This is a genomic window from Frateuria sp. GZRR35 (assembly GCF_051900415.1).
GTDB lineage: Bacteria > Pseudomonadota > Gammaproteobacteria > Xanthomonadales > Rhodanobacteraceae > Frateuria_A.
In genome coordinates, this window is record NZ_JBHZGL010000003.1 from 165,052 (window position 1) to 178,879 (window position 13,828).

Genomic DNA, 13,828 nt, shown 5'->3' on the forward strand with positions numbered 1-13,828 from the left:
GTCAGTCTCCTTGCGGGTTGGGTGAAGCGGTGGAAGGGCGCTGCGCCTTGCGCAGGCGGCGCAGCACCAGCAGGTGGAAGGCGGCCGGCAGCACCACCATCGACAGCAGCGGCGCGGTGAGCATGCCGCCGATCATCGGCGCGGCGATGCGTTGCATGACCTCGGAGCCGGCGCCATGGCCGAGCAGGATCGGAAACAGGCCGGCGAGGATCACGGCCACCGTCATGGCCTTGGGCCGCACGCGCTGCACGGCGCCCTCGCGGATGGCCTCGTCCAAGGCCGCGGGCCCGGCCTGCGGATCGAGCGCGAGCCGGCGATCCCAGGCCTGGCGCAGGTAGAGCAGCATCACCACGCCGAATTCGGCGGCCACGCCGGCCAGCGCGATGAAGCCGATGATGGTCGCCACCGACACCGCGTGGCCAAGCAGCCAGATCAGCCACAGCCCGCCGACCAGCGCCAGCGGCACGCTGAGCATGATCAGCGCCGCCTCGCTCGCACGCCGGAACACGGCGTAAATCAATCCGAAGATGATCACCAGCGCAATCGGCACCACCAGCTTGAGCCGCTGCATGGCGCTGGCGAGGAACTCGAACTGGCCCGACCAGGCCACGGTGACGCCCGGCGGCAGCTCGATCTGCTGCGCGACTGCATGTTGCAGGCGGCCGACGACGGTGCCCAGATCGCTGCCATCGGTATCGACGTACACGTAGGTCGCCAGTTGGCCATCCTCGCTCTTGAGCATGGACGGCCCGGCCGCCAGCGTGATGTCGGCCACCTGGCTCAAGGTCAGCTGAGCGCCATCGGGGGCGACGAGGGGTAACTGCCGCAGGGCGCCGACCGAATCGCGTTCGGTACGCGGATAACGCACCACGATGGGGTAGCGCTCGCGGCCTTCGATGGTCTGCCCGATCGGGTCGCCGCCAACCACGGTGGCCACCAGCTGCTGGACGCGTGCCTGCGTGAGACCGTAGCGCGCCGCATCGATCGGCCGCACGTGCACGTCGACGTAGCGGCCGCTGGTGGGTCGCTCAGCGATGGCCGAGCTGACCCCGGGCAAGCCTTTGGCCAGCGTCTCGATGCGGTCGGCCACGTCCTGCAAGGTCTTGAGGTCGGTACCGAGCACCTTGATGCCGATCGGGCTCTTGATGCCGGTGGATAGCATGTCGATGCGGTTGCGGATCGGCGGCACAAACAGGTTGGTGAGGCCGGGCACCTTCACCGCCTTATTGAGCTCGTCCTTGATCTTGGCCATCGTCATGCCGGGCCGCCATTGGTCCTTCGGCTTGAACGTGATGGTGGTCTCGAACATCTCCAGCGGCGCCGGGTCGGTCGCCGTCTCCGCGCGGCCGGCCTTGCCGAAGACATGCGCGACCTCCGGTACCGTCTTGATCATGCGGTCGGTGAGCTGCAGCAACTGGCTGGCCTTGCCGGCGGAGAGGCCGGGCAGGGCGGTAGGCATGTACAGCAGGGTGCCTTCGTCCATCGGCGGCATGAACTCGCTGCCCAGGCGGCCCATCGGTATCACGGCGCTCAGCAGCAGCAGGCCGGCGAGCGCCAGGGTCGTCTTGGGCCAGCGCAGCACCGCATCGATGACCGGCCGGTAGCCACGCATCAGCCACCGGTTGAGGGGGTTCTCCATCTCGCTGCGGATGCGCCCGCGTACCAGATAGCCCATCAACACGGGCACCAGCGTCACGGCTAGGCCGGCGGCCGCTGCCATCGCATAGGTCTTGGTGAAGGCCAGCGGCGAGAACAGCTTGCCTTCCTGGCCCTGCAGCGCGAACACCGGCACGAACGAGAGCGCGATGATGAGCAGGCTCACGAACAAGGCCGGGCCGACTTCGGCGCTGGCTTGGGCGATCAGCGACCAGCGCTGCGCGCCCTGTGGCTCGTCGCCGTGATTCTCCCGCCAGTGTTCCAGGTGCTTGTGGGTGTTCTCGATCATCACGATGGCCGCATCGACCATCGCGCCGATGGCGATCGCGATGCCGGCCAGCGACATCAGGTTGGCGGTTACGCCTTGCAGGTCCATCACGATGAAAGCCGCCAGCACGCCCAGCGGCAGCGTGATCACCGCCACCAGGGAGGAGCGCAGGTGGCCCAGGAACAGCGCACAGACCAACGCGACGACGAGGAATTCTTCCAGCAGCTTGCCCCAGACGTTCTCGACCGCCGCATCGATGAGCCGGGAGCGGTCGTAGGTCGGCACGATCTCGACCCCGGCGGGCAGGCTGCGTTTGAGCTCGGTGAGCTTCGCTTTCACCGCGGCGATGGCGGCCTTGGCGTTCTTGCCCGTCCGCAACACGATCACGCCGCCGGCGACTTCGCCCTGGCCGTCCAGCTCCGTGATGCCGCGACGGAAGGTGGGGCCACGGCGCACGGTGGCGACGTCACGCAACAGCACGGGTACGCCGCTGCCAGTGGCGGTGACGGGTACGTTCTCGAAGTCGGCCTTGCTGCGCAGGTACCCCTGACTGCGCACCATGAGTTCAGCCTCGCCCTGCTCGATCACCGAACCCCCGTTGGCACCGTTGGTGGCCTTCACCGCATCGACGAGTTGCTGCACGGTGATGCCGCGCGCGGCCAGCGCCTGCGGGTCGGGCACGATCTGCCAGGCGCGCTCCATGCCGCCCAGGCTCGCCACCTCGGCCACGTCCGGCACGGTCTTCAACTGGAAGCGCAGGAACCAGTCCTGCAAGGCGCGCAGCTGGCCGAGGTCGTGCTTGCCGGTGCGGTCGACCAGCGCGTACTCGTAGATCCAACCCAGGCCCGTCGCGTCCGGGCCGAGCGCGGGGCTCACGTCCGCCGGCAGGCTGGCGCGCACCTGGCTCAGGTATTCGAGCACACGCGAGCGCGCCCAATACAGGTCGGTGTGGTCGTCGAACAGCACGTAGACGTAGGAGTCGCCGAAGAACGAATAGCCGCGCACGGTCTTCGCGCCGGGCACCGAGAGCATGGTGGTCGCCAGCGGGTAGGTGACCTGATCCTCGACCACCTGCGGCGACTGGCCCGGCCAGGAGGTGCGAATGATCACCTGGGTGTCGGACAGATCCGGCAGCGCATCGATGGGCGTGTGCAGCGCCGCGAACACGCCGGCCAGCGCCAACGCGAGTGCCGCCAGCAGCACCATCACGCGGTGCGCGATGGCCGCGCGGATCAGGGCGGCGATCATGGCTGGTCCCCGGGGCGCATGGGCATCCCCGGCATCGAGCGCGCGCTGGATGCCGGCGCCGGATGGGCCGGAGTATCCAGGCGCTCCAGCGCGCCGGACAGACTTGCCTCCGAGTCGATCAGGAACTGGCCGGAGGTGACGACCTGCTCGCCGCCCTTGAGGCCGTCGAGCACCTGCGTGTAGCCGCCGGCCGAACGGCCGGTGCGTACCGGCACGGCGCGGAAGCGGCCTTCGCCTTCAGCGAGGATCACTCGGGTGTGGGTGCCCGTGGCAATCACGGCCTCGTCGGGCACCACCGGCACCGCCTGGTCCCGCGAAGGCGCGAGCTGCACGGACGCGAACATGCCCGGGCTCAGGACGCCGTCGGGGTTGTCGATGACGATGCGCGCCTTTTGCGTGCGGGTGGCATTGTCGATGTCGGGCAGCAGCGTCTCGACCTTGCCGTGGAACGTGCGGCCGGGTACCGCGTCGACGGTGACCGTCACCGGTGTGCCGGCCGGCACCGCGCCGGCCGTCCCTTGCGGCAGCGCCGCTTCCACCCACACGGTCGCCAGGCTGTTGAGCGTCATCAGGGTCTGTCCGGCGGCCACGCGTTGGCCCTCGCGCACGTCCAGCGTGGTGACCACGCCGGCTTGCGGCGCATGCAGGGTGATGGCCGTGTTGCCGCCCGGGTGGGCGGCCCGGATGTCCGCATCGGTCAGGCCCAGCACCCGCAGCCGTTCGCGCGCCGCGGCGCGCAGTGCCTTTGCATCGGCCGATTGCGCCTGCTGCAAGGCGCGGTATTCGGCCAGCGCGCTGTTCCATTGCGGCGCCAGCAGTTCGGCCAGCGGCTCGCCGGCAGTGACGGTGGTGTAGGGCGCGCGCACGTCGAGCTTGGTGATCACGGCATCGACCCGGGCGCTGATCGTGGTTGCCTCGCGCAGGTTCCAGGTCACCGTGCCGGGCACCTGCACCGCGGCGCGGAGCAGGCGCCGCTCGACCGGCGCGGTGCGCACGCCCAGGTTCTGCACGGTGGCCGGGTTGATCTTCACCACGCCCGCCGGGTTGCCCGCCGCCTCGTCGGCGTACTTGGGCACCATCTGCATGCCCATCGGCGACAGGCCCGGATGGTCGAAGTGCTGCTGCGGCACCATCGTGTCGTACCAGTAGAGGACTTTGCGGCCGCCGGCGTCGGTCTTGCCCGTGTTCGTCGAAGCGGGGGATGCGGGCGCCTGGCGGCGGCCCACGACGTAGCCGGCGATGAGCAACATCAGGCCCAGCACCGCGATCAGCAGTGCGATCAAAAGCCGTTTCATGGGGCATCCTCCGTGCTGGGCAACAGGTAGGCAAGCGCCGCCCACAGCCGCGCATGGGCGGCCAGCGCGTCGGCGTAGGCCAGCCGGCGTTCGATCTCGTCGCGCCGTGCGTCCAACCACGGCTGCAGGTCGCCACCGCCGCGGTAGCCGGCCAGCGCTGTCTTCGCGCGGTCGTGATCCAGCGGCAGCAAGGTGTCGCGGTAGCGCTGGAGCTGATCGCCCCAGCCCTGCCAGGCCGCCACCGCGCGCGCCACGGCCTCGCGCTGGGCGCGGCGGGCGTCCTCATGGGCGGCCTGCACCGCATCGCGTTGCGCCTGTTTTGCGCTGATGCCGCGGTCTTGCCGGTTGCGGGTGAACAGGGGCAGGCTCACGCCCACTTCCAGCATCACCATGTCGGACAGGCCGGAAGCACGGCGGCCATAGCTGGCGCTCACACTCCAGTCCGGATGCTTGGCAGCGCGCGCTTGGGTCAGTGCCGCCTCGGCGAGTGCCTCGCGGGCTTGCCAGGCTTGCATGGGCGCTTGGCGATCGATCGCCTGTTCCAGTAGTGCCGGCGCGACCGGCAGGCGGCCGAAGTCCGGTGCCTCGCCAAGGGTTGTCACGGGTTCGCCAAGCCAGCGCTGCAGACCGGCCTGCGCGGCGGACAGCTCGGCCTTGACACCATCCAGGCGATTGTCCAACGACGCGGCCTCGGCGCGCGCGGCCAACGCGTCGGAGGCGCTGCCTTCGCCGCCGCGCAGGCGAGCCTGGGTCAGCTTGACGGCCAGGCCGCTCTCGTCGCGCAAGGCGATGAGCAAGTCGCGCTTGCGTTGCACTGCCCACAGTTCGATCCAGGCATCGGCGATCTGCTCGCGCACGTTCTGTGTGGTGGCCGCGCGATCAGCCGTGGCCGCCGTGATCTTCGCATCGGCGAAGTGGCGATCGGCCTCGCGCGCCGCGTGCGACGGAATCGTCTGCGTCACGCCGACCGTGCGCATGGTCATCGTGTCCGAATCCACGCTGAAGGCGCCCGGCCCGGTGACCGGGTAATTGGAGATGCCGAACGTCAACGAGGGATCAGGCAGCCGGCCGGCACGCATGGCGTCGTCGCGGGCCGCTTCGATATCGGCGTCACGCGCGGAAAGCAGGGGAGCTTGCGTGACGCCCTGGCGAACGGCCTGTTCGAGTGAAACAGGCGCTTCGGCGGCATAGGCGGCAGTGACCGTCACCCACGCAAGGGCAACGGCCAGGCCCGACGCCAAGCCGCGTCGGGCAGAAGGTAAGTAGAGCATGGAAGAACACTCCCGGTGATCGAGGGACCTCGTGCGCGGCGGCACGAGGGCGCACGCAGTGGCGCGCGCCGGCCTAGATCAGGAGTGAGCAGTACAACAACGTGGCGGGTGGCGGTGGAGCTCGAAGCCGGACGAACCGCTCCGGCACACGGCTCGGCATGGCGACGATGAGCGCCGGGTCGGGCCAGTACACGGGCAGGGCGGCCAGCGCGCTGGGCGGCACCGACCCCGTGCGTGCGTCCGGCTGGGTCGCACGATCCGGATGGCAGTGCGCCTGGCACAGCGCGCCCTGGTGCTCCGGCCCCTGGCCCATCGAGGCACAGGTCTCCGACATCGCCATGCCGGCGGCCGAGGCCATCGCCATGGGCGGAGCGGTCGGAGTCATCGCGCAGGCGTAGGCGGCCAATGCGAGCTGGTGCCACGTAAGCAGCACGACCGCCAGCCAGGTCAGCCGGCGGCGGGTGCGGGAACGGAGGCGGTGCGTGGGACGCATGCGGCGATGGTACACCGCGCCGCGGCATGGACCCGGGTCCACGGTTCGCTGCCGCGTTCACGACGTGCTCACCGGCATCCGACGGCAGCTGGAGGAGCATGCGATTGGGGAATCCGATTGCCCGGAGCCATCCATGCCCGATGCCCGCAAACCCGTGGTGCTTATCACGGGGTCCTCAGGCTTCATCGGAAGCACCCTGGTGCAGCGCCTTGCCCGGGACTACACCCTGGTGGGCCTGGATCGCCCCGGGTTCGATGAGGATGGTGCGCCTATCGAACGGATCGCCTGTGACCTGGGCGATGCCGCCTCGATCCAGCAGGCCATGGCGGAGGTAGCCGAGCGCGTGGGCCGGCAGATCGCCTCCGTGGTTCACCTGGCCGGCTACTATGACCTGAGCGGCGAACCGAGCCCGCTCTATGCGCGCATCACGGTCGAGGGCACGCGGCGGCTGATCGAGGCGCTGGATGGGTTCGAGGTGGCGCAGTTCGTCTACGCGAGCACCATGCTCGTTTACGAACCCAGGCAAGGCCCGAACGAGCCGATCAGCGAGGACTCACCGCTGGGCGCGACGTGGCCCTATCCGCAATCCAAGCTCGAAGCCGAGGCGGTACTTCGCGCGCGCCACGGTGCGGTCCCCCTCGTTCTGATGCGCATCGCCGGCGTGTATGACGACATGGGCCATTCGCCGTTCCCGGTCCAGCAGATCGCGCGCATCTACGAGGGTGGCGTCCTGTCCCACGTCTACCCCGGCATGCTTTGCGCGGGGCAGGCGTTCGTGCACGTGGCGGACCTGGCCGAGGCCTTCGCGCGGGCCATCGCTTGCCGCGAGCAACTGCCGCCGGAGTGGCCGGTACTGATTGGCGAGGCCGAAGCCCTGGGCTATGCCGAGATCCAGAACATCATCGGTGAGTCCCTGCGGGGACATGCCTGGAAGACCGTGCGCGTGCCGGAGACGGCCGCCGAGATCGGCGCCTGGCTCCAGACCAACGTGCTGGGGGATCGCGAGTTCATCCAGCCGTGGATGGTCGAGCAGGCCAACGATCACTACCTGCTCGATACGCATCGGGCCAGGGATGTCCTGGGCTGGCAGCCCGCGCACAGTTTGCGCGACACCCTGCCCACGATGGTGCGGGCACTGCAGGACGATCCGACCGGTTGGTACAAGGCCAACCGGCTCGATGCGGCGCGGGTGGCCTGGCGCAGCCCGGGGCACGAAGCCGGCCATGGCAGCTCGCGCCACGGTTCGAAACAGCCGCAGGGAACATCGCAACCCGATCATCACGCCATGGACCACGACGGGGCGCCGACCCGTTGGCCGCACTTGGCCAACATCGGGCTCGGCTTCTGGTTGATGACCACGTCGTGGGTCACCGGCTTCACGACTCCCGCCACAATTACCCGCCGGGTCTATGAAGTCACGCTGGAGCGGCAGCTGCCACCGGTCGAGTGGCGCGCCGCCGCGTTGACGTTGAGCGACTTGGCCAGCGGCGCGCTGCTGGTGATCGCCGGTGGCCTGTCCCTCTCCCGCCGCACGGCCTGGTTTGGCCAGTGGATGGCCGCATTCATCGGTGTCTGGTTGCTGTTCGCGCCGTTGGCGCTGTGGAGCCCGAGCGCCGCGCAGTTCCAGAACGACCTGTTGGTAGGCGCGCTGGCGATCGCCTTTTCCGTCCTGGTCGTCATGATGCCGGGCATGAGCATGGAAGGGATGATGGATACCAAGGTCGTGCCACCGGGCTGGACCTACTGCCCCTCCACCGGCGCGCAGCGCTTGCCGATCGCCGCCCTGGCCCTCATCGGCCTGCTGATCTCGCGCATGCTGGCGGCCTACCAGCTCGGCCACGTCGATTCGGTGTGGGAGCCGTTCTTCGCGGGCAACCCGCTCGACGCGCGCAACGGCACGGAGGAAATCATTACTTCCAGCGTCTCCAAAGCCTGGCCGATCCCCGACGCCGGCCTCGGTGCGGTCAGCTACATGCTGGAAATCCTGATGGCGGTCATGGGCACGCGGGCACGCTGGCGCACCATGCCGTGGATGGTCACCTTCTTCGGCATCCTGGTGATCCCGCTGGGCGTGGTGAGCATCTACTTCATCATCATCCAGCCGATCGTCATTGGTACCTGGAGCACGCCGGCCCTCGTCGCCGCACTGGCGATGGTGGTCATGATCCCGTTCGCGCTGGACGAAGTGATCGCCATGGGGCAGTACCTGCTCCGGGCGTACCGGCAAGGCAAGCCGTTGCTGGCGGTCTTCTTCCGCGGCGGCGCGGTGACGGCGGGGGAGGAGACGTCCGCCGACCATCTGATCGATCCGACCACCTTCTGGCAGGACACGCGGCGCGGCCTGAGCCTGCCGTGGACGCTGGTCGCGAGCATGGCGATCGGCGCGTTCCTCATGTTCACCCGGTTGGCGCTGGAGTCGTCCGGCGCCATGGCCAACAGCGATCACCTGATCGGCTCCTTGACCATCACGGTGGCGATCATTGCGACCGCCGAGGTGGCCCGCGCCCTACGCTTGGTGAACGTCGCGCTCGGTGCGTGGCTCTTCATCGCGCCGTGGGTGCTCACCGGCCATTCGGCCGTGGCGACCGTGGTCAGCCTGGCGCTGGGTGTGGCCTTGATCGCGCTCAGCCTGCCCCGCGGTCCGCGTAGTCAGGAGCACTATGCCGGCTGGGATCGGTACATCCTCTAGCCCCGTGCGCAGCGAAGCGCTGCGTGCGTTGCCTGCGAGCCGACACCACCGTCAAGCTCTTTAACGCCACCTCGACCGCAGCTGCGTTTGACTGGCGGCTCGCGCGATCCGTGCATCGCGCCTCATCGACAACCAAGGGATCGACCAAGGCCCATGGCTTTTCTGACGTATCGCGCGGCGCTCGGGCGGACCTTTCGCGGCGCCACCGGCGGACCTTCCCAACAGCAAGAGGCGCAGCTCATCCCAGAGAGATGGGCGCCTCTGTGGAACGTTGTGGCGGTCGCTTGCGCGCCGGCCCTGCTGGCGATCCTGGAGATGTTCCATCCTCACCCGGATGACCTCATGGCTTTGGACGTGCGCACCTGGCTCACCGTCCACTACATCCAGGTGCCGCTGTTTGCCTTGTCCGCACTCGCCATCGCCAGGCTGGTGCGCGCTCGCCCGGATCCAGCCGCGGCGCTATGCCGCCTGGCCTTGTTCGTGTTTGCCATGAGCTTCGTGGTGTTCGACACCGCGGCCGGCATCGTGGTCGGCAGCCTGGTGCAGATTGCACACACCTCGGGTACGCCGATGGCTTGGCGTGAGGCCATCGAAGCGATCTGGACCCATCCCATCCTGGGTGGCACGGACAGCCCGATACTGGCTATCGCAGGCCGCGTGTCCTTGTCGGTAGCCACGATCAGCGCCGCCGTCTCTCTCTGGCGAGCAGGCCGTCCGTGGGCTCCACTCCTGCTGCTGGCAGCTTCCGGTTGCGTGATGAACGTTGTCCACGCCCATTCCTGGCCCGGCGGTCCGTTGACGTTCGGTGGTATCGCCTGCGCAGCCGCCTGGCTGCAGTGGTCCATGCGATCGCCCCTTGCAGAGGCACCGGCCTGCGTCCATCCATTGCGCCTGGCGGTGGCTCGGGACGACAGGGTGGCAACTATCGGAACCTCCGTGTCGAGGAGACCGCAGGCGCCATCGGTCCGGTAGCAGCGGCTTCAAAAATGCAGGCGCGGCGAGCGCCGAAGGTCACACGTGGTCGAGTCCTGCTGTCAACCCGAGTCCCGCGGCGCGGCGACCTTTGCGGTGATCCACTTGCGTGCGATGGTCACCACCAGGTTGCGCGCCTCGTGGATCTCCATGGGTGCGTTTGGAGCGGCAAACTTGCGTGCGCCATGCCTGCGGTTGCCCCAGCCACCTTTGGGTTGTTGGCGGTGGCGCGAAAGGTCTTGATCGCCTGTGCATCCACCCATCCAAGCGCAACCAGGCTGTCACGACCACCAAGGTCATGTTCGATTGCTTCGATGATCCGGCCCAAGTTGCTCCAGTCATCGAGCGGCCCTTGCATGTACTTGAACACGTCTTCGACCACTGCCTCGCGCTGCACCAGCGCTCGCCAGGCCGAAGGTCCGGGGCCGCGACGAGTGGCCATTACGACGGCCTCGTCCTCGCCCAGCCTGATCGCAACGATCTCAGCGGAGAGCTTCAATCCGTCCTTGATCGAAGCAAAGTGCATTTTCGGCTTGGCCTGCTTGCTCCAGGCTGACAGGGCCAAACGCGAGTGGCTGGCATCCGGTGAGGAAGAGCCGCACATAGCCATTGAGATAGTCGACCTCCTGCTGTGCGATGGCCCTGACCGCAGCGTGGTCATCAAGCTTCGCGAAGAGTGCTGGATCGAGTCGATACCGGCCGTCTGCAAGGACCAGGGGCACCTGCCCAGGGAAGCTCTGGTCCAGCTTCTGCAGGCCGTGTTGATCACCACTTAGCTCAACTATCCACGTCATGTGCCATCTCCATCCGTCCGGCAGGAAGCGCTTCCAGCTTTGTCGCAAGCCCTGAGAATGGTGCCGGGCACACTGGAGAAAAAGGAACCCGCGCCATGGCTGCCCACCATTTCGAACCGGCCCACGACCGCACCCACGAGCACGTCCTGGATCGGGACGCGGGAACCTGGATCAGCTTGACCGACTACATGGGGGTTGGCGACTACGGATCGGTCATCGAAAAAAAGCGGGTGGCGCTCAAGCTCAAGCTGAACAGCGGGGAGCTGCGTTACGTATGCCCCAGATGCGAAGAGGCCATGACGTTGGCCTCCCATCCGATCACGCACAAGAGCGTCCAGCGCTTTTACTTCAAGCACCGTGACCGGAGCAGCCTTTGCACCGGGATACAAGGGCTGAGCGCGGCGGCGATCTGCGCGAGGAAGTTCGCCCACTGCAAGGAGGGTGAGGCCCACAAGCAGGTCAAAGCATGGCTGGTCGAGAGCATGCAGGCTGATCCGGCGTTCTCCGAAATCAACCAGGAGAAGCATTGGAAGGACGTCGCTGGAATACGCTGGCGCCAGCCCGATGTGCAGAGCCTGTGGCGCACTGAGCGCATTGCATTCGAAGCGCAGCTGTCGACAACCTTCCTCCACGTGATCACCGAGCGGATGCACTTCTACGAGCGCAATCAAGGGCGTCTGTTGTGGCTGTTCCGTGATCTTGAGCTCGAACACTTCAAGTTGTCCGAGGACGACATCTTCTACTCGAACAACCGGAACGGTTTCTGCGTCAACCGGGAGACCGTCGCCCTTTCGAGGGAGCACAGGCGCTTTGCCCTTGAGTGCGTGTGGTGCGAGCCCGTCGACCTGGGCGGCCACGCCGTCGACGAGGTCAGGCGGCAGACTGTGTTCTTCGACCAGTTGCACTTCGACGTAAGCGCCGACGGCGTCCCCAGGACCTACTTTTTCCACTACGACGCAGCCATCGACGGTCTGCAGCGAAAGTGGAAGGACGCGTGTGAGATGGCCCAGCGGCTTGCCAAGCAGAAGCAATTGGCGCAGGCGGAGGCACGGGATCGGGCGCTCAGGGATGAACTGGAAGCATTGTTCGCGGCATTCCCGAAAGACCGGGACAAGAACAAGCGCCGTTGGCGGATACTCCGGGACAAATTCAAGCTCAGGGGCTTCCAGTTGCCGGATGAGATCTACCGCACGAGCGGACCCTTCTATCTGCTGATGGCGGCCTACTCGGCGAAACGCGGAGAAGTGGTCGCCTGCAATCTGGGCAACTTCATCTCGTTGGCAAACAGCCTGTACGACCGGCACAAGGAAGCGTTGTGGGCCTTCAGCGTGATGATGAAGCACTACCGTCGCGCCCCGCAGATGCGCGCGTACGGTGACATGCAAAAGTGGCGGACGCGGCGGGACACCTACCAGCGGGCCTGGAAAAGCGGCGATCCGGCGTTTGCGCCGGATCGCCGCTTCGATGATCTGCTGGTGTTCCTGTTCCCCAAGGCAGGAGCAGATCTGCTGAGCGATCCGGCCGGTCTCGCGGTTGGGCAGCGTGACTTGTCCGGCACGGGCGCGTCTGCCCATCCATGAGGCTGCGCCCTCAGCTCGGCCCGTGGGTGGCGAAGTGCCTGATGCTTCCGTCAGCCGCGATCAACACGACGTCGTAACGCTGCGGCGTTCCCATCTCCATGCCGGGCGAGCCGATCGGCATGCCTGGCGCGGCCAGTCCTCGAGCGCGAGGACGGTTCGCAAGGAGCCGCTGGATATCCTCGACCGGCACGTGGCCCTCGATTACGTAACCATCCACCGAAGCCGTATGACAGGAGGCCGCCTGTTTGGGCACACCCAGGCGCGCCTTCACGGTAGGCATGGCGGTATCTTCATGGACGATCGGGGCAAAGCCATGCGCCCGTAGGTATGCGACCCACGCTTCGCAGCAACCACAGGACGGGTCACGGTAGACATCGATCGTTTGCGCGGCGAACGCGGGAAGCGTGATGAGGCACCAGCCAAGCACGAGGCCACCCAACATGCGCTGGTTCATCACTGGGGCGCCTCCTCGGATTGCCACTGCACTGACGTGATCTTCCAGGCCGATCCAAATTTCCTGAGCGTGAGCTTTTCCTTGCTACGCAGCGTGACCGGCTTGCTTTGGCGGCGGGTGACGATGCGCTGTTCACTGCCGACCATGGCGGTATCGCCCATGGACTTGGAGCCCATCCACACCGGGGTCACAGTGGCGCTTTTCAGGAACGCGAGATCCTCGCCCAGGTGATGGGCGGCGTAGTCTTCGCGCGTTTGCGTTTGCCCGTCTTCGCTGACCGTCGCCTCCGGCGCCAGCATGGCGAGCGCTATCGTGCGGTCGCCATGCTGCAGGGCGCCGTGGAAGGCCTGGGCTGCCGCTTCGGCATCCGGCGCGGCGCGTGGGGTAAGGCCGTCGAACGCCAGCGGCATCCCGTCGCTTGCCTGCGCGGCATGGTCATGGTCCCTGTCGTCGGCATCCGCGTGCGTGTTCTGCAGCGCGGTGCCGTCGGCCATGCTGCCGGCCCCGCCCTGGTGATGCGCCTCGGCTTCCGCTCCATGATGGTGGCCACTTTCTTCGCCACCCATGTCCATGTCCTCATCCGGCGGTGCCTTGGCGACCATGTCCCGGTACTGCTGCGGCGTCAGGTCCGGCAGCTTTTGGAGGAAAGCGACCATGCTCCAGATCGTCGGGTCGTCATGGCTGATGCCCCAGGCCGGCATGGCGCTCATCTTTACGCCGTGCTTGATGACCCAGAAGGCGTCCTTGGGATCGACCCGCACCTGCGAGAGGTTGGGCGGCTGCGGGTAAAGGCCGGGACGAATTTCGGAATCGCTCATGCCGGGTTTGAGGTGACAATCGGTGCACATCGCCGCGTACTGGCCAGCGCCCTTGAGGATCAGCTGCGGGTCCTCCAGGTTTGGCACGGTGACGCCTTCCGAGCGTGCATGGATCGAGCGCTCGCGCAGTGTCTGCATGATCGCGTAGACCGGCTTGGTGTGGTGGTCGTCGGCGGCGATGTTGTAGACGCCCGAGTAGACGAAAACCGCACCGCCGGCGATCAGGATGGCGAGCAGCACCACGATCGCGATGCTGTAGTGCTTGACGTGTTGTTTCATGGTCGACCCCA

General features: G+C 67.1%; 11 protein-coding genes. 3 read left to right on the plus strand and 8 right to left on the minus strand.

Annotation, left to right across the window (positions count from 1 at the left end; all coding sequences use genetic code 11):
* Window position 1: 1 nt before the first annotated feature.
* The 4 genes from ACFWZ3_RS05385 to ACFWZ3_RS05400 all read right to left on the minus strand — a co-directional run bounded on the left by ACFWZ3_RS05385 (window position 2) and on the right by ACFWZ3_RS05400 (window position 6,231).
* The gene (locus ACFWZ3_RS05385; RefSeq protein ID WP_267171841.1) at window positions 2–3,172 is read right to left on the minus strand and encodes an efflux RND transporter permease subunit; all 3,171 of its coding nucleotides are present in this window, start codon (window positions 3,170–3,172) and stop codon (window positions 2–4) included.
* Entirely contained in the window at window positions 3,169–4,467 is a 1,299-nt protein-coding gene (locus tag ACFWZ3_RS05390) for an efflux RND transporter periplasmic adaptor subunit (RefSeq protein WP_267171842.1), read from the minus strand. Before ACFWZ3_RS05390 ends, ACFWZ3_RS05385 begins: the two co-directional genes overlap by 4 nt.
* Window positions 4,464–5,738 carry a TolC family protein gene (locus ACFWZ3_RS05395; protein ID WP_439706734.1) on the minus strand — a complete coding sequence of 425 codons (1,275 nt, stop codon included), beginning with the start codon at window positions 5,736–5,738 and terminating at the stop codon, window positions 4,464–4,466. The genes ACFWZ3_RS05390 and ACFWZ3_RS05395 overlap by 4 nt, the downstream gene beginning before the upstream one ends.
* Window positions 5,739–5,811: 73 nt before the next feature.
* Complete coding sequence (locus tag ACFWZ3_RS05400) at window positions 5,812–6,231, minus strand: hypothetical protein (RefSeq protein ID WP_439706735.1); 420 nt, start codon at window positions 6,229–6,231, stop codon at window positions 5,812–5,814.
* Window positions 6,232–6,364: 133 nt separating this feature from the next.
* Between ACFWZ3_RS05400 and ACFWZ3_RS05405 the strand changes: the two genes are divergently transcribed.
* Together ACFWZ3_RS05405 and ACFWZ3_RS05410 are read left to right on the plus strand one after the other, a co-directional pair.
* Window positions 6,365–8,920: an NAD-dependent epimerase/dehydratase family protein gene (locus ACFWZ3_RS05405; protein WP_439706736.1), complete on the plus strand. Its 2,556-nt coding sequence runs from the start codon at window positions 6,365–6,367 to the stop codon at window positions 8,918–8,920.
* 153 nt (window positions 8,921–9,073) lie between these two features.
* Window positions 9,074–9,892 carry a hypothetical protein gene (locus tag ACFWZ3_RS05410; RefSeq protein WP_267171846.1) on the plus strand — a complete coding sequence of 273 codons (819 nt, stop codon included), beginning with the start codon at window positions 9,074–9,076 and terminating at the stop codon, window positions 9,890–9,892.
* A 118-nt stretch (window positions 9,893–10,010) separates the two neighbouring features.
* Here the strand turns inward: ACFWZ3_RS05410 and ACFWZ3_RS05415 are convergent, their stop codons facing one another.
* Both ACFWZ3_RS05415 and ACFWZ3_RS05420 read right to left on the minus strand, forming a co-directional pair.
* Window positions 10,011–10,418, minus strand: a complete 408-nt coding sequence (locus tag ACFWZ3_RS05415) for a hypothetical protein (RefSeq protein WP_267171847.1) — start codon at window positions 10,416–10,418, stop codon at window positions 10,011–10,013.
* Complete coding sequence (locus ACFWZ3_RS05420; RefSeq protein WP_267171848.1) at window positions 10,375–10,686, minus strand: hypothetical protein; 312 nt, start codon at window positions 10,684–10,686, stop codon at window positions 10,375–10,377. The genes ACFWZ3_RS05415 and ACFWZ3_RS05420 overlap by 44 nt, the downstream gene beginning before the upstream one ends.
* Before the next feature lie 95 nt (window positions 10,687–10,781).
* On the opposite strand from ACFWZ3_RS05420, the gene ACFWZ3_RS05425 reads away from it, so the two are divergent.
* Window positions 10,782–12,266: a DUF6035 family protein gene (locus ACFWZ3_RS05425; RefSeq protein WP_267171849.1), complete on the plus strand. Its 1,485-nt coding sequence runs from the start codon at window positions 10,782–10,784 to the stop codon at window positions 12,264–12,266.
* Between the two features lie 10 nt (window positions 12,267–12,276).
* Here the strand turns inward: ACFWZ3_RS05425 and ACFWZ3_RS05430 are convergent, their stop codons facing one another.
* Window positions 12,277–12,720: a DUF411 domain-containing protein gene (locus tag ACFWZ3_RS05430; RefSeq protein ID WP_267171850.1), complete on the minus strand. Its 444-nt coding sequence runs from the start codon at window positions 12,718–12,720 to the stop codon at window positions 12,277–12,279.
* On the minus strand, window positions 12,720–13,817 hold the full coding sequence (locus ACFWZ3_RS05435; RefSeq protein ID WP_439706737.1) for a c-type cytochrome: 1,098 nt from the start codon (window positions 13,815–13,817) through the stop codon (window positions 12,720–12,722). The genes ACFWZ3_RS05430 and ACFWZ3_RS05435 overlap by 1 nt, the downstream gene beginning before the upstream one ends.
* Between the last annotated feature and the right edge of the window lie 11 nt (window positions 13,818–13,828).

Excerpts from the sequence above, each read along its gene's own strand:
- ACFWZ3_RS05385 (WP_267171841.1), bottom strand. The coding sequence starts at position 3,172 with ATGATCGCCGCCCTGATCCGCGCGGCCATCGCGCACCGCGTGATGGTG.
- ACFWZ3_RS05390 (WP_267171842.1), bottom strand. The coding sequence starts at position 4,467 with ATGAAACGGCTTTTGATCGCACTGCTGATCGCGGTGCTGGGCCTGATG.
- ACFWZ3_RS05395 (WP_439706734.1), bottom strand. The coding sequence starts at position 5,738 with ATGCTCTACTTACCTTCTGCCCGACGCGGCTTGGCGTCGGGCCTGGCC.
- ACFWZ3_RS05400 (WP_439706735.1), bottom strand. The coding sequence starts at position 6,231 with ATGCGTCCCACGCACCGCCTCCGTTCCCGCACCCGCCGCCGGCTGACC.
- ACFWZ3_RS05405 (WP_439706736.1), top strand. The coding sequence starts at position 6,365 with ATGCCCGATGCCCGCAAACCCGTGGTGCTTATCACGGGGTCCTCAGGC.
- ACFWZ3_RS05410 (WP_267171846.1), top strand. The coding sequence starts at position 9,074 with ATGGCTTTTCTGACGTATCGCGCGGCGCTCGGGCGGACCTTTCGCGGC.
- ACFWZ3_RS05415 (WP_267171847.1), bottom strand. The coding sequence starts at position 10,418 with ATGCACTTTGCTTCGATCAAGGACGGATTGAAGCTCTCCGCTGAGATC.
- ACFWZ3_RS05420 (WP_267171848.1), bottom strand. The coding sequence starts at position 10,686 with ATGACGTGGATAGTTGAGCTAAGTGGTGATCAACACGGCCTGCAGAAG.
- ACFWZ3_RS05425 (WP_267171849.1), top strand. The coding sequence starts at position 10,782 with ATGGCTGCCCACCATTTCGAACCGGCCCACGACCGCACCCACGAGCAC.
- ACFWZ3_RS05430 (WP_267171850.1), bottom strand. The coding sequence starts at position 12,720 with ATGAACCAGCGCATGTTGGGTGGCCTCGTGCTTGGCTGGTGCCTCATC.
- ACFWZ3_RS05435 (WP_439706737.1), bottom strand. The coding sequence starts at position 13,817 with ATGAAACAACACGTCAAGCACTACAGCATCGCGATCGTGGTGCTGCTC.